This is a genomic window from Chryseobacterium rhizoplanae, assembly GCF_900182655.1.
In the GTDB taxonomy this organism is placed as follows: domain Bacteria; phylum Bacteroidota; class Bacteroidia; order Flavobacteriales; family Weeksellaceae; genus Chryseobacterium; species Chryseobacterium rhizoplanae.
This window is the reverse complement of the sequence record NZ_FXTC01000015.1, coordinates 61,583-87,284: the sequence shown is the minus strand read 5'-3', so window position 1 is coordinate 87,284 and position 25,702 is coordinate 61,583. Positions and strand designations below refer to the sequence as shown.

The 25,702-nt window shown below is 36.3% G+C and carries 22 protein-coding genes and 1 tRNA gene; 6 read left to right on the top strand and 17 right to left on the bottom strand.

Going from position 1 to position 25,702, the window contains the following annotated elements; all coding sequences use genetic code 11:
• The 13 genes from FN817_RS22125 to FN817_RS22065 all read right to left on the bottom strand — a co-directional run bounded on the left by FN817_RS22125 (position 1) and on the right by FN817_RS22065 (position 17,555).
• Positions 1-426 (bottom strand): SRPBCC family protein, encoded by a 426-nt coding sequence (locus FN817_RS22125; RefSeq protein WP_142719815.1) that lies wholly within the window; start codon positions 424-426, stop codon positions 1-3.
• 174 nt (positions 427-600) lie between these two features.
• Complete coding sequence (locus FN817_RS22120; RefSeq protein ID WP_142719814.1) at positions 601-2,214, bottom strand: Na+/H+ antiporter; 1,614 nt, start codon at positions 2,212-2,214, stop codon at positions 601-603.
• Between the two features lie 92 nt (positions 2,215-2,306).
• Complete coding sequence (locus tag FN817_RS22115; RefSeq protein WP_142719813.1) at positions 2,307-3,311, bottom strand: bestrophin family protein; 1,005 nt, start codon at positions 3,309-3,311, stop codon at positions 2,307-2,309.
• Positions 3,312-3,387: 76 nt separating this feature from the next.
• On the bottom strand, positions 3,388-4,065 hold the full coding sequence (locus tag FN817_RS22110) for a DUF2490 domain-containing protein (RefSeq protein ID WP_142719812.1): 678 nt from the start codon (positions 4,063-4,065) through the stop codon (positions 3,388-3,390).
• Between the two features lie 188 nt (positions 4,066-4,253).
• Positions 4,254-4,703, bottom strand: coding sequence for a VOC family protein (locus FN817_RS22105; protein ID WP_142719811.1), 450 nt, complete (start codon positions 4,701-4,703; stop codon positions 4,254-4,256).
• A gap of 58 nt (positions 4,704-4,761) precedes the next feature.
• A complete protein-coding gene (locus tag FN817_RS22100) occupies positions 4,762-5,133 on the bottom strand; it encodes a VOC family protein (RefSeq protein ID WP_142719810.1) in 372 nt (123 codons plus the stop codon).
• Between the two features lie 66 nt (positions 5,134-5,199).
• Positions 5,200-5,670, bottom strand: coding sequence for a hypothetical protein (locus tag FN817_RS22095; RefSeq protein WP_142719809.1), 471 nt, complete (start codon positions 5,668-5,670; stop codon positions 5,200-5,202).
• Positions 5,671-5,680: 10 nt separating this feature from the next.
• Positions 5,681-6,136: a DUF1569 domain-containing protein gene (locus tag FN817_RS22090; protein ID WP_047378067.1), complete on the bottom strand. Its 456-nt coding sequence runs from the start codon at positions 6,134-6,136 to the stop codon at positions 5,681-5,683.
• A 330-nt stretch (positions 6,137-6,466) separates the two neighbouring features.
• The gene (locus tag FN817_RS22085; RefSeq protein WP_142719808.1) at positions 6,467-7,675 is read right to left on the bottom strand and encodes an ABC transporter permease; all 1,209 of its coding nucleotides are present in this window, start codon (positions 7,673-7,675) and stop codon (positions 6,467-6,469) included.
• Positions 7,676-7,735: 60 nt separating this feature from the next.
• A complete protein-coding gene (locus FN817_RS22080; RefSeq protein ID WP_142719807.1) occupies positions 7,736-8,692 on the bottom strand; it encodes an HlyD family secretion protein in 957 nt (318 codons plus the stop codon).
• Positions 8,693-8,703: 11 nt separating this feature from the next.
• Positions 8,704-10,122, bottom strand: a complete 1,419-nt coding sequence (locus tag FN817_RS22075; RefSeq protein ID WP_142719806.1) for a TolC family protein — start codon at positions 10,120-10,122, stop codon at positions 8,704-8,706.
• 760 nt (positions 10,123-10,882) lie between these two features.
• Positions 10,883-11,371: a serine protease inhibitor ecotin gene (eco, locus tag FN817_RS22070; RefSeq protein ID WP_142719805.1), complete on the bottom strand. Its 489-nt coding sequence runs from the start codon at positions 11,369-11,371 to the stop codon at positions 10,883-10,885.
• 274 nt (positions 11,372-11,645) lie between these two features.
• Positions 11,646-17,555, bottom strand: coding sequence for an alpha-2-macroglobulin family protein (locus tag FN817_RS22065; RefSeq protein ID WP_142719804.1), 5,910 nt, complete (start codon positions 17,553-17,555; stop codon positions 11,646-11,648).
• An 18-nt stretch (positions 17,556-17,573) separates the two neighbouring features.
• Here FN817_RS22065 and FN817_RS22060 point away from each other — a divergent pair, with 18 nt between their 5' ends.
• The 5 genes from FN817_RS22060 to FN817_RS23290 all read left to right on the top strand — a co-directional run bounded on the left by FN817_RS22060 (position 17,574) and on the right by FN817_RS23290 (position 20,539).
• Positions 17,574-18,329: a UbiA prenyltransferase family protein gene (locus tag FN817_RS22060; RefSeq protein WP_142719803.1), complete on the top strand. Its 756-nt coding sequence runs from the start codon at positions 17,574-17,576 to the stop codon at positions 18,327-18,329.
• A gap of 3 nt (positions 18,330-18,332) precedes the next feature.
• Positions 18,333-19,412: a DNA replication/repair protein RecF gene (recF, locus tag FN817_RS22055; RefSeq protein WP_142719802.1), complete on the top strand. Its 1,080-nt coding sequence runs from the start codon at positions 18,333-18,335 to the stop codon at positions 19,410-19,412.
• 135 nt (positions 19,413-19,547) lie between these two features.
• The gene (locus tag FN817_RS22050) at positions 19,548-19,925 is read left to right on the top strand and encodes a four helix bundle protein (RefSeq protein WP_142719801.1); all 378 of its coding nucleotides are present in this window, start codon (positions 19,548-19,550) and stop codon (positions 19,923-19,925) included.
• Positions 19,926-19,996: 71 nt separating this feature from the next.
• The gene (locus FN817_RS22045; RefSeq protein ID WP_142719800.1) at positions 19,997-20,290 is read left to right on the top strand and encodes a hypothetical protein; all 294 of its coding nucleotides are present in this window, start codon (positions 19,997-19,999) and stop codon (positions 20,288-20,290) included.
• Positions 20,291-20,371: 81 nt separating this feature from the next.
• Complete coding sequence (locus FN817_RS23290; RefSeq protein ID WP_157885754.1) at positions 20,372-20,539, top strand: hypothetical protein; 168 nt, start codon at positions 20,372-20,374, stop codon at positions 20,537-20,539.
• Positions 20,540-20,590: 51 nt separating this feature from the next.
• Here FN817_RS23290 and FN817_RS22040 read toward each other — a convergent pair whose 3' ends face one another.
• From FN817_RS22040 to FN817_RS22030, 3 genes are read right to left on the bottom strand one after another with little or no spacing between them, the layout of a single operon-like run.
• Positions 20,591-22,621 (bottom strand): recombinase, encoded by a 2,031-nt coding sequence (locus FN817_RS22040; protein ID WP_142719799.1) that lies wholly within the window; start codon positions 22,619-22,621, stop codon positions 20,591-20,593.
• A gap of 13 nt (positions 22,622-22,634) precedes the next feature.
• Positions 22,635-23,279: a monofunctional biosynthetic peptidoglycan transglycosylase gene (gene mtgA, locus FN817_RS22035; RefSeq protein ID WP_142719798.1), complete on the bottom strand. Its 645-nt coding sequence runs from the start codon at positions 23,277-23,279 to the stop codon at positions 22,635-22,637.
• Positions 23,280-23,321: 42 nt separating this feature from the next.
• Entirely contained in the window at positions 23,322-24,368 is a 1,047-nt protein-coding gene (locus tag FN817_RS22030; protein WP_167498918.1) for an ABC transporter substrate-binding protein, read from the bottom strand.
• A 60-nt stretch (positions 24,369-24,428) separates the two neighbouring features.
• Here FN817_RS22030 and FN817_RS22025 point away from each other — a divergent pair.
• Positions 24,429-24,505, top strand: a tRNA-Arg gene (locus tag FN817_RS22025).
• Positions 24,506-24,653: 148 nt separating this feature from the next.
• Here FN817_RS22025 and FN817_RS22020 read toward each other — a convergent pair.
• Positions 24,654-25,652 carry a carboxymuconolactone decarboxylase family protein gene (locus FN817_RS22020; protein WP_228451637.1) on the bottom strand — a complete coding sequence of 333 codons (999 nt, stop codon included), beginning with the start codon at positions 25,650-25,652 and terminating at the stop codon, positions 24,654-24,656.
• Between the last annotated feature and the right edge of the window lie 50 nt (positions 25,653-25,702).

Sequence of the window (25,702 nt, the reverse complement as noted above, 5' to 3'; positions counted from 1 at the left end):
CTACTTTTCTACATATTCTTTTAAACTCTGTCCCAAGATAGTGTTCCAGCCTTGTGTAAAACTATCTCTTGAAAAACCATCACCTAAGTCTTTGAAATTTTCAATATTTTCATGAGTCAGCTTTACCAGAGTTTGTCCGTCTTCCGGCAGTAATTCCCAGGTCACAATAGTTTTTAATACTGAAAAATCAGGATATGACCATGTATGTTTCAGCTTCTGATTGGGTATTATTTCCAAAATCTCTCCATGATGATGGTATTTATTTTCACCTCCGGGTTCGTAGAAATTAAATTCTTTTCCTATTTCTAATGCAAAATCCTGGATATCAAAATACCAGGATTTCATTTCATCTTTATCGGTCAATGCTTTCCAGATTTTTTCAGCCGGAGCATTTATTTTGTATTGAACAGTGATGGGTGTGCTCATATTATAGATTTAATATGTCTAAAATTAAACATTTTGTCTATACTATTTAACCACAAAAGTCATAAAAGTTTTAACCTGAATTTGTTTAAAGTTAAATTTCAAATAATGAAAAGTACACTTAAACTTATTCTGATCTACACTCTTTGTGACTTTAGTGGTTTATTTTTTGTTGAATTATGCATGTGAAAAACCTGTGATCTTCGCTTCATCAAAATCCAGCTGCATTTCAATGGTTCTCATCACATGATCGTCAAATATCTTTTCTCTTTTCATTCTATGCAGCTCATTTCTTTGTGCCTGAATGATCTGTCGCAGTACATCTTTATTTTCATTGATTGCGGATACATAGTCTCCTGTGGAGGCCATACATTGGGCTTTGTCTGCCATCAACATCATTTCATTTTCCAGCTTATGTTTTTGATGACGAACCAAGCTGTTTGTGACTGCCAGTTCAGAGAAATCATTATCAAGCTTGTGCAGTGCTGTTTCCTTCAGCTTACGCATCAGGATCACTTCCTGTTTTTCTTCCGGCAATTCACTTCCGGCATCCTGAATATTCAATAATTTCAGGATCGGGCTCAACAATAATCCTTGCCCTACAAGGGTAATCAATATAATAACGAAAGTTACGAATAAAATAATGTTCCGATGTGGAAATGCGTCTCCGTTTGGTAAAAAAGCAGGAATAGAAAGTGCTGCAGCCAGTGAAACTACTCCTCTCATCGCTGCAAAACTGATAATGAATGGTTCTCTCCAATCTGGTTTGGGAACTTTTACCCTTAATTCTTTAGAACAAACTCTTGGGAAATACATCAATGCATAGCTGTACAGGATTCTTGTCCCGATGATGGCTCCACCAATTACCACACTGTAGAAAATACCTTCAGAAATGGTATATTCTTTCATTCCTTCCACTACAATGGGAAGTTCAAGACCAATCAGGATAAAGATGATCGTATTCATCAGGAATATCAATACACTCCACACATTCCCGGACTGTATTCTTGAGGTATGACTTAGATAACAATGAGAATTATAAGACATCAGTAAACCTCCGGCTACTACTGCCAGCACTCCTGAAAAATGGAAGTGCTCTGCTCCCACATACATAATGTACGGCACAATAAGGGTAATAATGGTATCGATATTAGAATTGGTAGGAATAATTCTAAGCAAAGCCCCAAATAAAAAGCCGGTCGCCACTCCCACCACAATACCTCCGATCGCCATCGTAAAGAAATCCTGTACAGCATCTCTCCAGATAAACTGTCCTGAAATAACGGCTGCAAGGGCAAATTTAAATACAATTAAACTGGATGCATCATTAATAAGGCTCTCTCCTTCCAGGATATTGGTTATTTTTTTAGGAATTTTCATATGCTTCAAAACCGAAGTCGCCGCTACCGCATCCGGTGGAGAATTGACACCTCCCAGCAAAAATCCCATTGCTACCGTAAGCCCCGGAATAATGGAAGAAGAAAGGTAAGCCACAACGATGGATGTTAAAAACACCAATCCGAAGGCCATTGAAAATATTTGTTTTCTCCATTTATGAAAGTCCTGCCATGAGGTAAACCAGGCCGCTTCAAACAAAATAGGCGGCAGGAAAATAAGGAAAACAAGATCAGGCTCTATTTCTATACGCGGCATTCCCGGCACAAAGCTTATCAGTAATCCTGCAATCACAAGAAAAATCGGGTAAGCGACTTTTAGTTTCTGGCCGATCATTACCAATATCATCACAGACAGCAGTACTGCAATGGATATTATAACATAGCTGTGAATCATTTTTAAGTTGTTTTTTTTAAGTGTTATTCTTTTGTTTTGATTAATAAACTTCCTGCTTTTTGCGGAAAATATCTTAATCTTTTAATTTTAAATTAGAGGACAATGTTGTTTTTTGGAGTGATGGCCGGCGGAAGGTCAGATTCATCCAGCATATCTCTCATATCGATTTCTATGGTACGGCTGATCTGAGTAATCGGCACATCATTAGGACTTCCTTCAAATGGATTTACGGAAGCTTCTCCAACACTATCCAAAGTATGAAAACACCATGTCACCAATAAAGAAAACGGAATATTAAACCACAATGTCCAGCCTTCCACTATTGTTCCGTCTCCTAATTTATCGAGTTCTTTCAGCAATCCGAAAGGCACAAAAACAATGAACAACAGCAAAAGATAAGTGGTGATTGAAGAGAAGTTTCTTGGATACGGAAAGTTTTTAATTCTTTCAGCTTTCCCCTGATTGTCTGTAAACTTCACCAGCTGTTGATTGATCTGCGTCCATTGAAAATCGTTGAGTTCTCCTTTTTCATAGGCTTCAGATAAAACTTTGCTCTGCTTTGCCATCAATTGTGTTGCCCTGTTCTTCTTGCTTAAAATATACTGAAGTTCGGGTTCGGACAGGTATTTTTTCAATTCTTCATCCAGTTTGGAAAGCCTCTCCGGAATGTCATATTTTTTAGAATATTCATCAAACTGCTCTGTACCCATGTTTTCCCAAGCTCTTGGTTCACGGAGCTGAAATCTCAATGCGGTAAGCCATGCATAATGACGGAGAAACATTTCTTTTACTTTACCTTCATCTTTGGAAAGCAGTGCATCTCTCAGAATATATCCGAAACTACGGCTGTCATTAATGATCGCGCCATAAATCTGTCTTGCTTCCCAAAGCCTGCTATAGCTGGCATTATTTTTAAAACCGACAATAAAAGCGACTGCTGTCCCCATGATGGCAATCGGCTGCCACGGAACTGAGAGAAATTTCCAGCCTAGAAAATACAAAACTGTAGGGATAGCTGACAATACGATCAGAGCATAAATGCTCCGTCTGGTCCAGATAATGAACTCACGGGCTCCAAATCTTTTTCCTGAATGCATAAGTGTTTATTTTTTGTGTTTATTATTTTTTATTTTCAAATAATGGTCTTCATCAAGCATTCGGCAGCGGTTACAATCAGTTTCTGGTAAATGGAATATTATTATAAAAACCAATCTGAAACTGGCCGCGGTTTCTGTTTTCCTGAATCTGATTCATATAACCTGCTTCAATCCTCATATTTTTATTGATGACATATCCTAAAGCACCATAGACTCTGTTTCTGTCGAAAACCGGGCTGTTGAAGTGCAGAAAAATCTCATTGTATACTGATGCATAAAGGGTTTTCGGCAGCATTTCTTTTTGGGTAATCGGAATATTAACTCCCAACATGTATCGGAACCTCATCCTGAAATCATCTTCCAGAAAACGTTCTTCCAAACGGTAACGATGCTGAAGGTAAAAACGCCCGAATTTCTGTTTGGTAATATACTGCTGGAAAATTCGGTGTTCTATATTTTCTTTTTTCTCACCGTTTACATAAGGCTGGCTCAGAATGAAACCATATCCCAATAAAACATTGTTATTGTTTTCTGTAAGATCATATCCAATCCCGGTACGGATCAGTAATTGTTCCAGATCTCCAACCGCATCAAAATTACGGTACTGAATTTCATTATGCCAGTTCAGTTTCTTACTGATTTTGTTATTTCCAAAATACATGTACCATGCTCCCAGATCACTTTTTTGAGCATATGTCAATATGGATCCCAAACCTAATACCGTGAATGCCAACTTCGTAAAAACCTTTCTCATGCCTACCAATTACTATTATCTATCGTTTTTAACAAAATTAATAATTTAAATCAATAATAGCAAATACTATTTCACCACATAACAGATTATCCAGGAACCTGTTCTCTCACTACATCATATAGAGCAAATAAAAAACCGGCAATGTGGCTGCCGGTAACTAACTATATTTCAAATACAAAATATTAATTTTATGGATGTTGCTGCATTTTCGCAGGATCATCATAGTTTACCATCCAGTTGATTCCGAATTTATCGCTAAACATTCCGAAATAAGCTCCCCAGAAAGTATCTGCCATTGGCATTGTTACCTGTCCCCCTGCAGAAAGACCACCGAATAATTTATCAGCTTCTTCTTTAGACCCTGCGTTGATAGAAATAGAGAAATTGTTCCCGGCCTTGAAATTGGAAGACCACTCTCCTCCTGTATCACTTCCCATCAATATAGTTTCCTTAGAAATCGGAAGTGAAACGTGCATGATTTTGTCTTTGTCTTCCTCCGGAGTTTCCTTCCCTTCCATTGGAGGCATTTCTCCAAATGTTCCGATGTAAGGATATTCTCCACCGAAAACAGATTTATAGAAATCGAATGCTTCTTTGCAATTTCCATTGAAGGTTAAATAAACGTTTACTGTTGCCATAGTTGTTTTTTATTAGTTAAGTTTTTTTAAGTAATTTTTGTCCCGTTTTCCAGATTGGTTACCTGTGCTGATCTATAAGAATCATATTTCCATCGGGATCTTTCAGGTAGATATGTTCAGGACCTGAAGTAGTTTCATCAGCTTCTTTTCCGATCTCAACTCCGCTTTCCTTTAATTTTTTCTGAATTTCCCGCACATCGTCAAAAGATTCAAGATTCTGTGCATTTTCATCCCATCCCGGATTGAAAGTAAGCATATTTCCGTCAAACATAGCCTGAAAAAGTCCTATGAGTGTAGAACCGTTTTTCATGATCAGATAGTTACTTTCCGTAGTTCCTGCCATTGTTGTAAAGCCCAGCTTTTCATAAAAGTCCCTGGATTTCTGAAGGTCTTTTACACTTAAGCTGATTGAAAATGCTCCTAGTTTCATAATGTTAGTGGTTTTTAAAGTGTGAATTCGAGATATGGGCTTCGGAATGTGAAGGTCAGCGTATTTTTATTGGTTTTTTAAATGAGTCTTAAACTCCAGGGTATTATCATAGCTTTTCCAGTCCCCTATAAGCTCAATATATTGTCCTTCAATCTTTTCTGTTTTCTTATTCCATTTAAAATTGTAGACAAATTTTCCCTTAAAAAGCCCTGAATGTTTTCCTTTATTCTCTTCTGCCAGTTCATATTCCCCAAACACGGTTCCCTGCTTTCTGGAGTCTTTATATTTTGAAATGGTCATCTTACCTTCAAATTTTGTGTAGTTGGTATCCACAAGAGAATATCCTGAAACAAAATACTCCTGATCATTTTTTTTATTCTGTTCAGAAATATTGATCTTCAGTTTCAGTTCCTGACCTTTGTTTCCGATAGTTCCCAGATAAGGTTTACTGTTGTTCAGCCATGTGTTTGAAATATCCGGCATCTGCCCCAATACAAAATTGGCCGCCAGAAGAAAGAGTAATAAAGTTTTTTTCATACAGTGAGTTTTAAACGCCAAATTGTGACAGATGGTGGTTCAGATGTTTAGCAAACATATTGTTCCATTCCTGAGCTTTTAATTTTCCGAAAGAAAAAGATTCCTTCCCATCAAAAGCCTCTGCCCCCAATTGCTGTGTTTTCTGAATAAAACCAATCAGTCTTGTTTTTTCTTCGTGAAAGTTTTTTCTGGTAGTCACCAAAAACTGTGGAGCCGTCGGGGAATCTCTTGGATATGCTTTCTCTCCCACTACCTTAGGTTTCACAAAGGTTTTTAATATAAATTTTGCAATAGATCCCGGTTTTTTATGTTTTTCCGGCTCATAAATCATTTCATAGGTTATACAGCAGTGTGCCAGCATCTGGTCCACCGTCATTTTCCCCCACAAACCATGGGTGTCTTCCACTAACTTATTTATCCTATCAATATAATTTTGAGCATCTTTTGCATCAAATACATTTTCCATATAATTTCTATTTTACTACAGACAAATATATCAGTTTTTTTGTTTGATTTTATAGTTGTCGGAAAAAATTGAGAGTTGTTGGTTACGGGATTCGGGTTGCGGGTTTAATGGTTAAATGTGGAGATAAAGGTTAAGAAGTGATATGGAATGTATGATGTCGATTTTCAAGTTGGCAGGTCTCGGGTGATGATAATATAGAGTTAAGCGATGTGGTTATTTTTTGCTGCTATTTTAAATTGTTTAACTTAATAGAAACCAACAACCTAATACAACTATCATCTATCTAACCAGAAACTAAAAAACTAGCAGCCAGCAACTAAAAAAACAAAACTACTCAACATCTTCCTGAGGAGCATTCTCGACCGTAATTCCCTGTGGTGCTGCTTTTCTGAAAATAAACCAAAGTTTGATCTTTAATGCAATCCAGCCTATCACAGCGTAAACCACTAAAAGGATACTCAAATGTTTCAGGTAAGGGAATGTAAGTTCTACTGAACCTTTTTGAATTAATAATATTTTGAAAGCCTGTAAAAAAGGGGTCAGCGGAATAATATTAGCGATAAACTGAACGAAAGCAGGCATCGCATTCAATGGCCATGTAAAACCACTGATAATGAAAGCTGGTGAAGCAATAACCATAAGTATCTGTGTAGCCTTCAATGCATCAGGAATCAGAATACTGATAAATACTCCCAAAAATGAGACCGATCCTACAAAAACAGCTGTCAGCAAAATAAAATTGAGTATTCCTTCCGGCATCGGAACATGGAAAATCATGTGCATAAAGTAGTAAATACCTACAATGAGAATAGAAAATACCCAGATAGGAATTACTTTTATGAGCATGGTTGGAAAGGCCCATTTTTTCATTTTCAGGTATTCTTTCACAAAAGAACCTCTTTCAAATTCGGCAGCAAAACTTACAGCCATAGCTAATAGGATCACCTGCTGTAATACGACTGCCAGCATTGCCGGCCACATGAAGATCAGGTAGTTTCCGGTAGTATTGAAGAGAGTGATATAATTAGCTTTGAAAGGCTCATATTGTGTCGCTGCCTTTACTGCGGGCATTCCTGCCTTTTGAAGAGCTTTGATGGATGCTCCGGCAGAAAAGGTTCCTATGGTTAACTGAAGTGCTTTGGAAGCAAAATTTGCTGTTAAAACATTTCCTGTATTGATATAAACATTCAGTTCGGGATATTTTTTCTGAAGCATGTCACCTTCAAACCTTGAGGGAATAATCACTACAGCTGCTGCTTCATGCCTGATCACCTCATCTTTGATGCTCAGAGGCTCCTGCAGATATCTGATAATTTTGATGCTTTTATTATCGTCCAGCATTTCCGTCAATTGGTTAGACAAAGGGGTATTATCCCTGTCTACAACCAGTACCGGAGTATTTTCAACTTTTCCGCTTTTGTAGACAAACCCCAGCAAGGTTGCATAGAAGACCGGTGCCAAAAAGAACACCGTCCTTAAGGTAGAATTGCCGATAAAAAGTTTGAACTCACGTTTCAAAAGACGGAAAAATTCTTTCATCTGTATATTTTTATATTTTGAAGAATGAAATTCAAGAAAAATTTCATCCGTTCTTTTAATTTATTTCAGAATTATGTTAGCATTGACTAAAATACTTTTAGCCTTATTCATGTCTTTGGGTTTTACTTTGATCTCATAGATTGCATCCTGCAACTGGTAATCAGGGTAAGCCGTTGTAATATCTGCATACTTTGTAAGCTGTTTGATATATACAATATTTCCTGTAATATTTTCTTTATTATAAACGATCTGCATCGTAACCTCCTGCCCTTTTTTATATTTTGAAATAGCACTTTCCGGGATGGTAAACCTGAAATAAGTACTTTCCGGGATATATCCGTTGAACAAGGCAAAACCAGCTGTAGCAAGCTCTCCTGTGTTTAAGCTGATGGTTTCTATTTCCATATCATTGGTGGCAATGATGTATCTTTCGGAATAGGCTACATTGGCTTCCTGCAAAGCTCCTTTGGCCTGTGATGCCTGTCCTGCTGCCATTTCTATCTTTTCAAAACGGGTTCCTCTTTTTACGTCATCCAGCTCTGCCACTACCGCATCATATTGTGCTTTTGCACCCTGCAGTTTTGCATAAATTTCGTCATGAGCCTGCGGAGACATCAAGCTGTCGCGGAACATATTGTTGGCTCTTTTGTAAGATTTCTGGGCAAATTCATATTGTTCTTTCAAACCTTTATATTTGGCATTAAGCTGTCTCAATTGATCTGCTGTAGCTCCGTTTTTTGCCATTTGCTCCTGAGCTGAAGCAGCATTTACTGCGCCTTGTGCCTGCGCTATTTTTGCAGATACTTCAGGTACATCAAGCTGTGCCAAGGTATCTCCTTTTTTCACCGTCTGGCCTTCGGAAACGTATATTTTTAAGATCCTTCCGGTAACTTTAGGAGCAAAAGAAATTACATCCTTTTTGGTTTTCCCTTCAGGTTCTTTTATTTTTTCATTTTTTTTGTCACAGCTCCCCAACAGGAACAGAGCAGCGAAGAGTATAGATATATTTTTATGCATCATTTAAATTTTTAAGGGATTAAATAAAATTTGGTGATATCCAGCTCCTGGGTAGACCTCATCAGTTCTATTCCCGCTCTTCTCTGGTTGAAAATGGCATTCTGATATTCAAGTTCGGAAGCTTCAAGATCGTTTTCCGCATCAATAAGCTGTGAAGATTTGCTCATTCCGTAGCGGAATTCTTTTTCTGCCTGTACGAGTGCATTTTTTGCCAGTTCTTTTTCTTTGGCTTTTAAGGTAATCTGAGCGGAAGCGATATCATAATTGGTCTGATTATTAGCCAGGTTCAGTGTCAGTTTTTTCAGCGCATCTTCTTTCTGGTTCTGCAATACTTCTTTTCCAACTTTAGCTGTTTCTTCAGCATGTTTCCCTTCTTTACCGTCAAAAATCTCCCATTTAAAACCTACTCCTGCCGTAATCAAAGGGAATACGTTGATATTGTTAGGTCTCCAGTCCAGTTTTTTTCCTTCATATCCCAGTATCGGAACTGCCGGGATTATATTTTCCGAAGATTTGATCCTATTGCCATACAAGCCAATATAATAGGCGGAAGCCATCAGCTGCACTTTAGGAATCATCCATGTCCTTTCGGCTTTTATTTTATAATCTGCAGCACTTATACCATGTTCTAGTGCACGGATTTCAGCTCTTTGTTCTATTCCTTTTTCTGCGGCCAGTAATTCCACAGGAGATAATACCGGATCTATCATTCTTAGCCTTTCTCTATTGATTCCTGTTAAAATATAAAGCTGGGTAAGAAGCAATTCTTTTTTCCCTTCATATTCTACCATTTTTGCATCTAAAGTAGCCTGAGCAAGTTCAATTTTCTTATGGTCATAAGGAGTGATCAAACCGTAACCAAGCGCTTTATCGGCTGTTTTTCTGTTGATATCAAGTCTTTTTTTGCTTTCATCCAGTACTTTTTTAGACTGATGAATGAGAGCCAGCTGATCGTATGCTTTAGAAATAGTCGCAATCACCTCATCTTTTGTCTTCTCCAAAAGGATGTCTTCAGATTTTTTCTTTTCTTCAACTGCTTTTTTCATGTATTTGACCTTCCCTCCGGAATACAGAAGCATTTTGGCATCTGCCTTGGCGATACCTGAAAATCCTGATACATTGAAATTATTGTTGAAAGTCCCTTCAGGAATATTAATAAAGGGAGCGAGATTGAATTCAGGGGACGTCAGTCTTGCTGTTCCGTTGAGATAGCCGGCTTTACCACTCAATTCCAGCGTAGGAAGAAAGATGTCTTTCAGTTTGTGTTCATCAAGATCGGTAAGTTTGTTTTGGGTCACCTGCATTTTGAGGTTCGAGTCCCGAACCATAGCACTATCCAGAAGTTCTTTAAAATCCGGCGCAGACTGTGCCCAGCCAAAAGCGGGGAAAGCAAAAAAACTAAACGTAAAAATCAATAAATTGTTTTTCATGGTTTATGTTTACAACAAATATAATGCAAAAAAAAGTAAAATCCTTCAAGATAATTCTACAATAGTGTGAATTTAAAGTAAGTTTAAAATCTGTTTAAGTTTAAAGCCCTATAAAATAAAGTTTTGCCCGGTGTGTTTAAATGTTAATTAAAAACTAAAAAAGTTTGAAAAAATATTTAACTCTACTTTTCGCACTTCCTTTTTGTTATGTGTTTTTTCAGAGAACATAGGGAATAAAAGCAAGTTCAATCTAAAAAAAAACACCCTTAACTTTTTATTCTGATTCTGACTATTATAATCTAGATTCCTGCGGAATGACAAAGTGGTGGATAGACTTGGGGAATAATAATCAGTAAAATTTGCGAGAATGATTATTCAATAGGAACGGACCATTATCCTGAGCTTAGTCGAAGGGAGCCCATTTGATAAAGGTTAAAATTTCAAACGGCTTTAGCCAAAACCTATAATACAACGCGATGTTCGCAAAATCATTATTTATTTTTTCGTTCGCAAGGGCGTTTCACTCAGCGAAAATAATGAGGAAATATTTACTTGAAATCATTCAATAAAAATTGGTTTTAAATAAAATTTAAGGTTAATGGAAACAAAATTAATAATAAGATGATTCTGAATTTTCGAACCTGGATTCCTGCGGAATGACAAACGACACGTTCAATTAATTCCAAATTGATATATATAAAAAAACGAAAACTCCCCACATTGCTGTGAAGAGTTTCCTGTATAATTATAATAAGCTGATTTATCTTTGAACTGCTTTTTTCATGCCGGCATCCGGACGTAAAATTCTGTAACGAACTTCGATGTCTTTCGGTACGTAGAATACCAATGGGAGTTTACTGTTGTATCTTACGGTTTCAGGCTTTAGAGTAATAAACTTTTTAGTTTGTTTCTGCCCTGGGCATCCCATAAGGGTTCCTGCTGTTTCTCCTTTAGACTCTACTTCATAGTAATTATAGCCCCATCCCTGAAGATCCTGGGTTTTCATTTCTCCCATCAGGAAATAGTTGTTACAGTCTACCATTTTTTCAGCACCAACAAAAAGTTCAACTTTTAAATCGTTTTCGTTTTTTGCTACGGGAAGCTGAATATATACCTGCTTATATCCTTCTTTAGCTTTGGGGAACATTTCAATCTGTAGTTTTTCAAACTTTTCTGCTTTCTTTTGCGCGAAAGCATTTACTCCAGCCATCAATACCAATCCAGTAATTAAAGTTTTAGAAAATTTCATCTTTATAATTTTTTAAATTTCTACTAACCTAATTCCAAAAACCATTCCAAAATTAAACAATTGTTTGATTTTTCGATTTAATTCTATTTACATTTAAATCTTTCAACAAAAGAGACTGTTTCAAAATTCAAATAAATTGGCTTTTGTCATTGACTACGTCGAATCTTCGATTTCCAACGAAGGAAGAATCCTATTAATAACCAAATTTATGAGATTCTTCACTCCATTTCATTTCATTCAGAATGATACTTTTAAGACAGCCTCTTTTTATAAATTATTCTGATATTGTCACATTACTTCCCTTGGTGTGAGCATTCATCTGTGGTGCGTAGTAGTTCTGCATGGTCGTAATTCCGTTGGAGAACTTCCCTGATGCATTGGCTACCAAATCGTATTCAAAAACATATTTTCCTTTTGGCATGTACTGAATATAGAAGTTGGTAGAAGCATCTTTGGTCGACTGATAATACCCAAGATTATTTTTCCACTGATATCCGGATAATACATCTACAGGTTCAAATCCTGCTGCACGCATATCTTTAATGTGGATAAATTCCATGGCTCTGTCTGTATTCAGAATCATTCTTACGGTTACTTTATCTCCTACTTTCAACGGCGTTTCAGAAGAGATTTTCTGAAGTTCTTCTCCGTTTACCGTTTTCACTTTTTTGTATAATTCTTTTGTTACAGAAATATAGTTTTCGGAAGATTTGATTTTATCGAGATCTTCGTAATACTGCCAGAACAATCCACCCTGAACAATTCCGGGACCAGGTTTTGTAACGGTTACGGTGGCTAGGTTTTTATCTACGATGTCTGTTTTCACTGCTGATTTCACATAGCCTGTTGCCTGGGTCTGAGGAACCAGTTCTTTTCCTCCCCAAACGATAGTCGCTTTATCACTTTCTGTTCCGGTCCATGATTTTCCTGAATTTAAAATAGTAAAGATCACTTCTGCTGTGCCTCTTGAGCTTCCCCATGAGTTGACTTCCTTCTGAGTTACCAACCAGATCTTCATTTCCTCAATAAAACTTTGATCGTTGGATTTTAATTTATTGAATGCTTCCAATGCTCCTGCATGGTTCACCACTTTGGAACCAAACCATCCCCAGTCGTTCAGGTTTTGCTTCCAGTAAATCCCTTGTGTTTTTGTATCTGTAGAGGTTTCTTTAAGATAAGTCATCAATTTATCAGATACCTCTTTCAGACCATAATCATTCATTAATAACGCTGCGCGGTGAAGTCCGAAGAATGTGAAATCTGTGATCTTCGCCGTTTTCGCTTTTTGTTTAACTAACGTTTTCAGAGTAGCACCTTTTCCTTTTAAAGGATACTGTTTTTCCCAATAGTTTCTGGTATCAAGATAATCCATAGTCCAGTTGTTCCAGACATTACCCTTTTTCACATCAAAATATTTATTCACCTCATTGTCTACATACTGAATCAATTTAGCTGTAATAGCATTCTGGTCGGCACTTTGATAGTCTTTCACATTATCTTTTAACCAGGAGTTGATTTTTCCTAAGTTTTTAAGGATATACAATGAAGTACCGTAAGAACTTGGATAACCCGGATACCATGAGAATCCACCATCAGGGTTTTGCAGTTTTTTGAAATCCTCCCAATCCTGATTAATCGAATTTTTCATCGTATTGACATCAAATAATAATGCCAGTTTCTGCATCTGTTCCGTTTCATTTTTGCTTTCCAGTACCCAAGGGGTTTCTTCCAGCAAGAGTTGTTTCAGCTCTTGATTTTTCTCGAGATTTGAATGTAATAATCCTTTGTTCTGGTATTCTTCAAAAACCGTTTTCATTTTCGGATTTGCTTTGAATATTTCTGAAGCCAACACATCCGCAAACCATTTATTGAAGATCACATCTGCTGAGTTATTCTGATCATTTTTCAGACTTGGAAGGGCAAACATAATCTCCCAGATCGGATTGGTTGTCAGTTCTAACGTGTTGGAAATATTAGAAGCTGTTGTGGATGTATTGTTTTTAAGGTTATCCAGGACAAATGTTTTGGTTTCTCCTTCTTTCACAAATACAGGAATGGCATCCGTCACCAGCATTCTGTTTGGCAATACAGCAATGGCTTGCTGCTCACCGTCAGAATACGCGCCAGCTTTGGCAACCACTTTAAAAATAACAGAGGAAACGTTGTCAGGAACTTTTAATTTCCACGTTAATGCACTGCTTCCGTTTTCAGTTAAGTTAAAGTTTTGCACCCCTGAATTCATTCCAAATTTTGAAGAAATATTTTCATTGGTAAAGGCATCCAGAATTTGTAACTCGGCAGAACCGTTCAATTTTTTATCTGTAAGATTTGAAAGTTTTGACTGTAGGTTCAGTTCATCCCCTTCTCTCAGGAATCTCGGATAGTTCGGTGTCACAGAGAATTCTTTCTGCGTTACCACTTCTTTTTCCAGTGTAGCTGCTCTTGCATCCTTTGTGTGAGCAAGGAACATCAGTTTCCATTTTGTCAATGCTTCCGGAGAAGTAAACTCGAAGTTTACATTTCCCTCGGCATCGGTTTTAAGATCCGGATAGAAGAAGGCTGTTTCGTTCAGATTTTGACGTACCGCTACTTTTTCCAGATTTTTTTCAACATCATCATGATCTAAAACACCGTCTGCATTAGATGCCATTACATCTATCGCCTCTTCATTGATTACAACTTCTTTTGCAACAGATGCTCTGGCAGTCTTAAATCTGGCTCCGGCAATTGCTGCTTCTTTTGCAGCAGGAGCTGGCATTACCATATCGCTAACCATTACCCCTGAAACTCTTCCTTTTAATCCATATTGAGCAAAATCACCATCAAACCAATTAAACTGAGGAACATTTATATATCTGTCTTCGAAATATCTCAGTCTTTTCTGATAGTTTTGCTGTTGAAGGTAATTGTTGATTCCATAAGAAGTAACAATCACAAATGGGGTGTACAATTTTCTCCAAGTAAAGCTGTTTGCAGCAAACTGATCCAGAGACATATCATACATATTGGCCAATACCTCAGCATTGATCTTTTCATTATCATTTCCGGTTACTTTTACCGTCCATTTTTCCTTAGCATTCGGTTCCAGTTTATCTCTGAAGGTCACCGTTTCAATTTTTAACGGCTTTTCTGTATCTTTTATATTTAAAGCTGCAGATTCTGTTTTTACATCATTAAATGCGACCAGCTGAAACTGCAGATTCAGTGTGGATACACTTTTGTCTTTAGGAACTTCAACGGTATATTCTAATATTCCTTTTTTGAGCTGACGAACTTCTGAAACCGTTTTCCCGGATCCGTCCTGTACAAAAACATTGACCAATGCATCAGGAATTGCTGAGAAAACATATACTTTGGCTTTTTCTCCTCTTGACAATTCTTCTTTCGGAGCAATAACCGTCAGAAAAGTTTTTTGAGAAGGCTTTAAAGAAGCTTTATCCCAAACACTGAAATACTGAGCACTTTTTATCGTGTCCTTTCCTTCGATATTGAAAAGTTCCAGCTGGTAATCTCCCGCTTCCAGTTTTCCTAAATCAAGATTTGTTGTTAGCTGAGCATTGTCTGCAGATGGCTGCTGTTGTTTTTCTATCAATATTTTTTCTGTTTTCCAGTTTTTGATTTCATCATTTTCATCAAAAAGATCATGTGGAAATTTGCTGATGAACTCTTCTTTTGAATATTTCGGCAGATTCTGCACATCAGATTTGAAATTATCTCTGAAAATTCTATCCGGAGCGATCAGTTTTGATAACTTAACCTGATATGGTTTCTTAAGATTCTGATCGTTATAGTTCTTGGTTTCCACCTTTACTTTTACATTTTCATCAGCAAAAGTATTGGCGATATTTTCTGCCTGAATATAGTGAGATACCGAAGCTACTTTCAATTGAGTATTTGCAGTCTGTGTTTCCCCATTGATGTCTGTTACAGAAGCATTGATGGCATAGTTATCAATTTGTATCCCTTCCAGTTTTTCATCTTTTTTAAGTTCCAGACGAATCGTAAACTCACCTTTTTCATTGGTTTTTGCTTCACCCAGAATTGAGTTCTCATTATCATCGTCCTGTGGATACCAGCTGAAATATCTCCATCTGATATTCTGTTTTTTGATTTCATAGTTTACTGTGGTATTATTCAGCGGAACACCGGAGAACATTACTGCTTTTCCTTTCAGTTCTATGGTCTGTCCGTATTTGTATTCCTCTTTTACCGGATCAAAGGTGACTTCAAACTTCGGTCTTTTGTATTCTTCTACTCTGAAGTTTTTATATCCCTGGCTTTCTCCCTCTATTCTCAGGTAAAAATTACCGTTCAGTTTTCCTTTTGGAAGAATGAAACTTCCATGATATGAGCCAAACTCATTGGTGGTAAATTCCTGGGAAGAAACCTCCTCGCTATTGGTATTTAATAAAGTTATTTTTTGCTTTAATCCTGAAAGAACAGATTCAACTTCTTTATTGATATTCGTATTGATAACTTTGAAATAAACCGTCTGTCCGGGACGGTAAATACCTCTGTCTATGAAGATCTGAGCCGTTGAGCGGGTTTGTTTGTTAGGATTATAATCTTCAGCAGACCCTCTGTTTCCGTAGACCTGCATGATCTGGAAATCATTGGTTTTAGGCTGCTGGATCAGGAAAGTTCTGTAATAGTCTTTGTTTTCCGAAGAAGGGAACTTAAATACTCCATTTTCATTGGTTTTACCTTCAATTTTATTTAATGTCTTATTGGAAACAAATTCATAAAAACGAAGTCCTTCATTCGTCAGTGGTTTTCCGTTTTCACTATTAACCAGTTTTAACTCATCAGAAAGAGGATTTCTGTCTGTTTTAGACTGATAGATGATCTTGTTTCCGGATACCAGGAAGTAAAAATTCTGTCTGGAGTCTGAATCTTTCATGTCAGCTCCTGCAATCGTAAATTCTGCTACATATACTCCTGAAGGAAGCGGTTTCACTTCCAGTGAAGTTTTATGATTCTGATAATCTTTAGGATCAGGAAGCTGGAATGTTTCTTTCCTTACCAGATTCTTTTTCAGTTTTCCAAAAGTATTGGAATAAGAGTTCTGAACGTATTGAAGCAGTGATGTAAAGTCATCTTTTACTTCATAAATATTCAGGGTAAACTCTGACACATTCTGATATTGTGCAACAAAATGAATGGGAAGGTTATTCTGAGTCTGAGCTTCATATTTTAAAGTCAGATATGGATTTACAATCTGCTCTTCTTTACTTTTGATATTCTCAATGAATGGAGATTTCGGATATTCATTTTTAGCCTGCGCAGCCAGTGCAATAGCTTCTTTAGGTTTCTTTTTACCCACAAGCTCATCCATGATCTCTCCCATGATCATCACTTTATAATCTCCTTCTACATTGGATTTTAAAAGATTCTGAAGCTGTTCAAGTTTATCTTTACAGTGATTGAAGTTACAATTCTCTGTAATCTTTTCTTTCATAAAGTACAGCTTTGCATTTCCTGTATTCTGAGCGATCAGTTCATCATAAATTGCATTGATTGCAGTACGGTTGGCTGTCAGTTCATTTTTTGTGAAAATATTGTTTTCAGATAAAAACTCTACTTTCTTTATGGCATACCAATCATACAATGTTGGGAAATAGGCGATATCACCTGTTCCGGAAAATATATTCTTATACTTTTCCAGAGAAATCTTTTTCATTTCAGGTTTTTCCTGATCGAGTTCCTGAAAGCTTTTTGTCAAATAATTTTTAAAATCGAGCTTGCTCCAGGTCTCAATCTGTGCAACATCCTGAGAATTGATATTGGTTCTTCCGTTTATTTTCCATGAGTTCTGATTGTAATAATCCATGAAAAAACCATTCAGTAAAACTTTGTATACCAATTTTCCTTCCCCACTCATTTTGCCCTCTGCATCTTTAAGTTTTTTAAAAAATTGGGAAGCGGAATCATTCTGTTCGTCGTCTACCGTTTGGTTTACAATACTGAATTCAGCTTTCAGAGAACGGATTAGTTCAAAGGCATTATTTTCTTTCATGGCTTGTTTTTGTATGTCTAAAATAATGGGAAGATTAGATTTGTAAGCTCCTTTTGTGCTGTTTTCAGCAACTTTTTTCCATTGGGTATCGTAATTTTTCTGTGCGGATACCATTGAAAAGCTCAGCATTACAAGCAAAAGCATAAAAATCTTGGAAAATCTTTTCATATATATTAATTTTGATAAATGAACATTTTAAAAATACTGAAAAAAACTGTCATAGACAGTCAATTTTATGTCTCTCTTATGGGAACTCTTTTTGCAGTATTTTTCATGAAAGAGCAAAACACATTCCGTTTCCCTACCTTTGCATTAATTTTCATCACCTATTTCAGTGGTTATCTGTACACTAAATACCAATATACCAAACATTTTTTCAAAATAGTGGTCATCAATGCTGTTGCAGGAATTGTCTGTGCCTTATTAATCATTCATAACCACAATGAAATAAGGCTTTTGAAATGGTTCATTATTGTCGTATTGGGACTGCTCTATAACAGCTTTTTTCTCGATGTTTATATCCGGAAAATCCCACTGCTGAAAGTTTTTTATGTAGGATTGGTTTGGGCACTGGTCAACTGCTGGCTCACTCTTCCTGAGTTCAGTATTCCTATTTTCCTGATCAGCTTTTTCTTTATTACTGCTCTTGTGCTTCCTTTTGATATCCGGGATATGAATAGTGACACCGTAAAGACCTTTCCTATGCTGATAGGGGTTCAAAATACCAAATATATTGCTTATGCGCTTGTTTTCATCAGCAGTATGATCTCAGTTTTCTACCTTGAATTAGCATATGCTCTTGCTTTTTTTATGTCAAGCATCATAACTTATATTTTCATCTATTTCTCTGAAAACAAAAGAGATGACTCTTATTATTCATTCGGGGTGGAAACTTGTTCTGCACTTCCTTTTTTATTTTTACTAATAATGGAGTATTTTTGACGAATGATTATCAAGAAGCTTTCCCTCTACAATTTCAAAAACCACTCTGAGAAAAAATTTGAATTTTCCCCGCAGATCAATTGTTTTGTGGGCAATAATGGTGTGGGAAAGACGAATATTCTTGACGCCCTGCATTATTTATCTGTAGGAAAAAGCTTTCTGGGAAATACAGATGTGAACAATATTAAAAGAGAAGAAGACTTCTTTACTCTTGATGCTGAAATTCAGAATGAAGACAGCGAAGATATTATCAGGATTACCCAGCCCAAAGAAGCTAAAAAGGTGATCAAAAAGAATGACAAGAGCTATGACAGGCTTGCGGACCATATCGGTTACCTTCCGAGTGTTATGATTTCTCCGTATGATTCTAATCTTATTTCAGATTCCGGGGAAAGCAGACGAAAGTTTCTGGATTCTATGATCTCTCAAACGGATTCAGAATATCTTTTCGACCTTATCCAATATCAGAAAACAATTCAGCAGCGAAATGCTTTACTGAAATATTTTGCTAAAAACAGAACATGGGATAAGGATTCACTGGAAATCTATGATGACCCAATTACCCGATTCGGGACTAAAATTTTTAGAAAAAGAAAAGAGTTTGTAGAACAGCTCAACCCTATTGTTCAGAATTTCTATCAGATTATCTCCGGTGGGAAAGAAACCGTGTCTGTTATTTATGAATCTCATTTGCTGGAAGATTCTTTTGAAAACCTTTTAAAAGAAAACATTGAAAGAGACCGTATGCTCACCTATACCTCAAAAGGAATCCATAAGGATGATCTTCTTTTTGAAATGGACCATGTTTTAATCAAAAAAACAGGATCTCAGGGTCAGCAAAAGTCATTTCTTATTTCTCTAAAACTGGCTCAGATGAGTCTTGTGAAAGAACTTACCCAAAAGACCCCTATTCTTTTACTGGATGATATTTTTGATAAGCTTGATGATATAAGAGTTTCCCAGTTGATTGAGCTTGTAAATCGTGAAAATTTCGGACAGATCTTCATTACCGATACTCATAGGGAAAGAACTGAAAGTGTTGTGAAGAAAATTAACGAAGAAAGTATCATTTTTGAAGTGTAGTGCGGATACGAGGTACGGGATACGAGGTGCGAGATGCGAGGTTAAAATTGCGAGTTTATCTGTATGATAAAAAATTAATTTATTTATTATCGAAATGCTTTTTATCTTAACTTAATATCCTAAAACACAAATAATATGAGTTATAGAAACTTGGACATTTACAAATTAGCTTTTGAATTATTTTTAAAAACGCATAAAGCATCACTTCTTCTCCCTAAATATGAACTTTTTGAATTAGGCAGCCAGCTGAGAAGATCTTCCGATTCAGTGATTGCGAATATTGTAGAAGGCTATGGAAGATCATCTTACAGAAATGACTACATTCGCTTCCTGATTTATAGCCATGCAAGTAATGATGAAACAATTAATCATTTAGAAAAAATCATCATCTTATACCCCAATTTTGCTTCAGAATTTGAAACATTAAGAAATTCATATAATACACTAGGTGGAAAACTTAATATTTATAAAAAATGGGTCATAGAAAATTGGAATAAAAACAATTTACAATAAAAAAAGAACCAAAACCCAAAACCTGAATTCCATAACCTCGAATCACGCAACCCGAAACCCGCACCACGACAATGAAGAAGAAAAAACGTGAATATCAATCCTCTGAACTGGTAAAATCTTTTGCCAGGATTTATGGTTTTGAACATAAACTTGTTGCTTTTGACATTAAAGATTTCCTTGAGGACTATCTTGATGAAAGTCTTTTCCGTGAAATAAGAAGTGTCAATATAGAAAATGAATGTATTATTATTAAAATTGATTCTCCCTTGCTGAAGCATGATTTTAAAATGCGAAAAAGCTTTTATCTGAAAAAGTTCCAGGATAAATTTGGAGTGGATAAATTTAAGGATTTACAAATTTTATAAATTTTTTGAGATACTTTAAAATACAAATCATATAATTCAGTATTAATTGATATATTTATGATTCAAAAAAAAATTAATACTATGAAAAAATCAATTGCATCAAAAAAACTGACAAGAAAAACTTTAAAAACAATACAAGGGGGAGGCGTTGGACAGATCTGCTGTGCTGTAAGCTGTGCTAATGAAAATGAATGTGCCTATTGGACAACTTTACCAACAAAGTGCCCTTTGCTTCCTATTTGTCTTTAATAGTTATAACAATAGAAAAATGCTACCCTCAGGTAGCATTTTTTATTTTAATTAATGTTCTTCAGATTTATTGGAAATGGTACTATTCATAAGGTCATCGGCTTTTTTATCCAGTCGGGAGCTTAATGGTATGAAGAATTTCAGTGGATGCTTCATAAAGTATCTGAAAATCTCTTTATAGATCTCACTTACCTGTCCGAAATTCATCTTTCTGGATCGGAATGCCAGGAACATGGATAAGCTGAAGCTTACCAGGAAGTTGAAGAAACCAATCAGAAAAACCGTTACAAAAGACATCCAGAATGTATAGGAATCTACTGAAAAATCTTTTCCATACAGTCCCAATGCAAAGTTACCCGCTGCAAAAGTAATGTGTCTGATATCTAAGTCAAGGCCGAAAAACATTCCTACCGGAGCTGTTGCTCCAAGAAATACACCGAACCAGAAGTTGGAAACAATTCCAGGCCAGTTTTTAGCATAATATTTTGAAAGTCCTTTCGCGAATTTCTTTCCGAAAAAGCTTTTGATTGAAAGATTTTTGGCAATTCTTTCCGGAATCTGGTAAAACACTGAGTTATTCCCGATATTCCCTGAAATAATTCCTGAAATAAAAAGATAAAACCCGGCAATACTTGCATGGAGAATCGCTTTGGATTTAAAAGGATCAAGGTCTTTTAATAATTTATCTGATCTTTCTACGGCAAGGTTTTGAGAGAAAAATACATCCAGGCCATATATAATGGATAGTGCCACCGGAAAAGCAAGCAGTACATTTCCTACAAAGGCAATAAACTGGCTTCGGAATAATTTGGATACCAAATGGGCAAACTCAGTATTATTTCTTTGGGCATTTCCTTCTTCAGACAACACTTTTGTCATGGTAGCAGCAGTCATTGCCGGTTGTTTTGTAGCAAGGGTAAAGCCCATCAGATAGATCATCACGAATCCCATTGCATAGTTCATAGAGTACAGAAAAGCGTGTGAAAAGTCACTTCCCGGGATATATCCGTACAGCATTTTCAGAACACAAAGTGCTCCTACAATGATTCCACCACCACTCGCTTTGTAGAACATCGTCATATATTCTTTACGGGTAGAAGTAATATAGTGCGTTCCGGTTTCTGCGGTATGATTGGTGATAAGGTGCGAAATCAGTCTTGTGCTGTCGTTAATCAGATCAGAGATATTATTTTTATGAGATTTGTAGCTCAGAATATTAAATATCAACTGCTTAGATTTTATCAGAACGTCTTCATCGGTATCAATAACCAATAACTGCACAATGTCATAAATCCGTTCAGTCTGTTGGCGGATCTTAAGCAGGGATTGGTTAATCTTCCCTGAAATACCATATTTGGCGGAATTTTTAAAGGCAATATTCACAAATTCCAGGCATTGTTCTGAATAGATTTTAATCTGCTTATATCTGCTGTCTTTGGAGTGAAGCTGAAGTTCGGGATCTTTTACCAGATCTTCTGCTAATGTTTCCAGCTCATTCTGAAGGGCCAGAAACGGATTGTCCAGATTTCTGTATTGCGGAGCCATTCTCACCACTTCTACCTCCATAGCCATCCCAGTAACCCTCCAGGAAAGGATATTCATAGAGAAAATGAGCTCTTTTTTCACATTGGGTTTCAGAATAAAATCTGAAGCACCCAGCATGTTTAAAAATTCGTCAATCTCGTTTTCAGGAAGATTATGCATATATCTCAGATCCTTTTTAGGCCTAAGACTCACATTATCAATCATAAACCACACGGTCTTTTCGTTTTCAACGGGGGGTAGAACCTTGTTCAGAATTCTTTTTTTAAGCTCCGGAAAGAAAGCATTTTCCGAGAGAATATTAGCCTCCGTTAATGAAAGATTGAAAGGTCTTCCTCTAAAAATATTGTGGATATAATGTTTAAAGTTCTCAGCAAATTTAGGATTGCTTCTGAAAAAATTGAGCACATCTGTAAAGTCTGCCTCTTTGATCGTCTCTAAAAACTCTGCAAAGGGTTCTAAAGAAAGGGTTTCATTCTTAAAAGAAAAATATTTTTTAAGAACTGACTCAAAGTTTGTGCTGGAATTAAAGAATTTCATTAGTACAAAGATACTATTTCAAACTCACATTCCTCATCTGTCTCATGATCCAATTATGTTTCTTTCTTAAATAAGGAGATGGATTTTTAGGATCATATTTTTTTGGATTAGGCAATACCGCGGCAATCCAGGCTGCATCTGAAGCACTTAAGTCCCTGGATGATTTTCCAAAATAATACTGTGCTGCAGCTTCTACCCCAAATACTCCCTGTCCCATTTCAATGGAATTCAGGTATCTTTCAAGAATAATATCTTTGCTCCACACTTTTTCAATAATGAAAGTGTAGACTGCTTCCAATCCTTTTCTCACCCAGCTTCTTCCCTGCCAAAGAAATACATTTTTTGCGGTCTGCTGGGAAATGGTGCTTCCGCCTCTTATTTTTTTGCCTTTCTCATTATATTTCATCGCTTTTTCGATCGCTGTATAATCGAAACCGTCATGATCAAAGAATTTCTGGTCTTCAGAAGCAATTACGGCTTTTTTCACATTGTTTCCCATTTCATCATAGGAAATATAATCCCTGTGAAGTTTTCCGTATTCAAAAAGGCCTCCTATCTGGGTAAGGGTAATCGGCGGATTAAAGAATCTGCCCCAGATAATAAAAACTACATTCAGAACAAGAATGATGAAGATAAGCTGTTTAATTTTTTTCCACATAACTTGATAAAAGGAAAGGCAAAAATAAGCAAATAGTACGAGTTACTGCAATTCTTTCATATAAGTAAGCTGATAATCCGGTAAAAGTTCAGGATGGAAGATCTTAATGTAATCTTTAAGGATCAAATCTGCTCTTACCACGCCACTTTCAAAGAAATCATTGGCTTTTAGTTTTTCTTTTCCTGCAATGGTGTAGATTTTCCCTTTATTGAACACACCCAGTTTCCCATAGAAAGGATTCATGCCCAGCATTTCTTTTTTTGAAGCGTGGCTTCCTGCATTCACCCAATACTGAACGCTTCCGGCTTTGGCGTATACTTCCTCAAAACTCATCGTCAGTGCTTTTTCATCTTTATTATCCTTCATGACATAATTCGCATTGGCATCAGAAATATAATGAGCAACAGAGGTATTTCCACCTGGAAGATACCATACGTCCCCGTACATTTCATTGGCAAGAACAACTGGCTTTTCTTTGGCAGTTGATGCTAGTTTTTTCAGTTCACTATAATTTTTTTCAACTTCCTGGTATCTTGTTTCTGCTTCTTTTTCTTTCCCTAAAAACTCTCCGAAAATTTTAATATAAGCCGTTTTTTCCAAAGGCTTCTGTTCCATGTATTCATCCAGAAATATCACCTGAATACCATTGTTTTTCAAAAGCTCATAAGTATTGTCAAAACTGGCAATATGATTGGTAAAAATAGCATCCGGCTTCATGGAGATAATCTTTTCAACATCGTATTTCTGCTCGCTTCCTACATTTTGGATTTTTCCTTCTTTAAGCAGATTCTGAATTTTATCTGAATAAATATACTCCGGACTTGAAACTCCTATGATTACATTTTCTGCTCCAAGCTCCGAAATATACCCTGCCATACTTGCATTCAACAGGATTATTTTCTTGAATGGAGTTTGATTTTGCTTAAAATTATAAGTAAAATTTCCCGATTTTAGCGCCAAGGCACCATCATGTTCCTTAAATTGGGTGCGGGCGGATATATTGGTCCAATCTGAGGACGAAATTTTTGATTCTCTTTTACAAGCTGTTAGCGCAAAAACCGTAAATAAAAGTAAAATTCTTTGTTTCATCTTTCAAAGAACGGAAAAAAGTGCTATATTTGCAAACCTTTAAACAACAAGGTAACACAAGGCCTCGTGGCGCAACTGAATAGCGCATCTGATTACGGCTCAGAAGGTTACAGGTTTGAATCCTGTCGAGGTCACCAAAAGCCAAACGGCGCCAACTGAATACAGTTGGCGCCATTTTTTATTGAATTTTTTTTAGACTAATTTCTCTGAATTCTTTAATAAAATTTTCAAAATTAAGCGTGTAAATAAAATGACTTTATATTGCAATTTACTGTTTGTCTGATACTACTTTATCTTTTTAAAAATCTCATACATCGCTTCTTTGTCAATACTTTCCATATCTATTAATTTCAGGGATTTTACCATTTTCAAGGTTGATGATTTATACTTCAAAAAATGTGGCGTTTGCAAATGAAACTGATATGCTTCTTTGTCCGCATAGATTTCTACAATTCTTATCTGAGTTGAATTTTCCTTTTGATACATCGGAAAAATTGCAATCACACCTTTCTCCAGCTTTACTGATGCTGAAGCTTCTTCTTTCAGAATAGAATTATATTCTTCTAAAAATTCAGGGATAATTTCAATTTCGGAAATACGAATCATCATATCGTTCTCAATAATCTGAACAAGCGGTTTTCCAATGATTTTTCGAACTGTATTTGCCTGAGTTTTATTAACGGTTTCTTGAACCAAATCAGCCAATTGAGCTAATTGATTTTCAGTAATTCCGGTATTTTTTCCCATATTAATATGCGATTGCAACTGTCCTTCTACTCCTTCCAGAGAAGCCAGAGCAGAAATCGTCACCATTTCTCTTTGCTGATAAGTCAGCACATCGCTCACAAAAATATCAGCAAAAAGATGTTCTTTTAAAAAAGCGTCAACCCGTGGAGCAAACTCACCAAAACCTGGTGCCGGTTTGGTTTGTGGCATTTTTGTAAGTTCTTCAAGGGTTTTTCTGCCTTGTTCATATTTGTCTTCAACATTATTTTCGACAATGATTTTCTTTCCTTCGATATCATTAATACCTTTTGATTTTCTTTCGTCTAAAACTGATTTAAAAGTATTAAGAGCATTCAGACTTCTCGGAAAACCACAGTATGCATACAATTGAACTAAGGCTTCTTTAATTTCATTAATCGTCAAACCAGAATCCAATCCGGCATGTAACTGAAGTTTTAGACTTCCAAGATTTCCAGTTGCCGTGAGTGAAGAAATCTTTACCAAACTTTGTTCTTTAGCATTCAAATTTTGATTGGTTTTATTTTCTTGTGCATTCATTTTTGTTATACTTAATGTGAGAATAAAAAGAATAATCCATTGTAGAAACT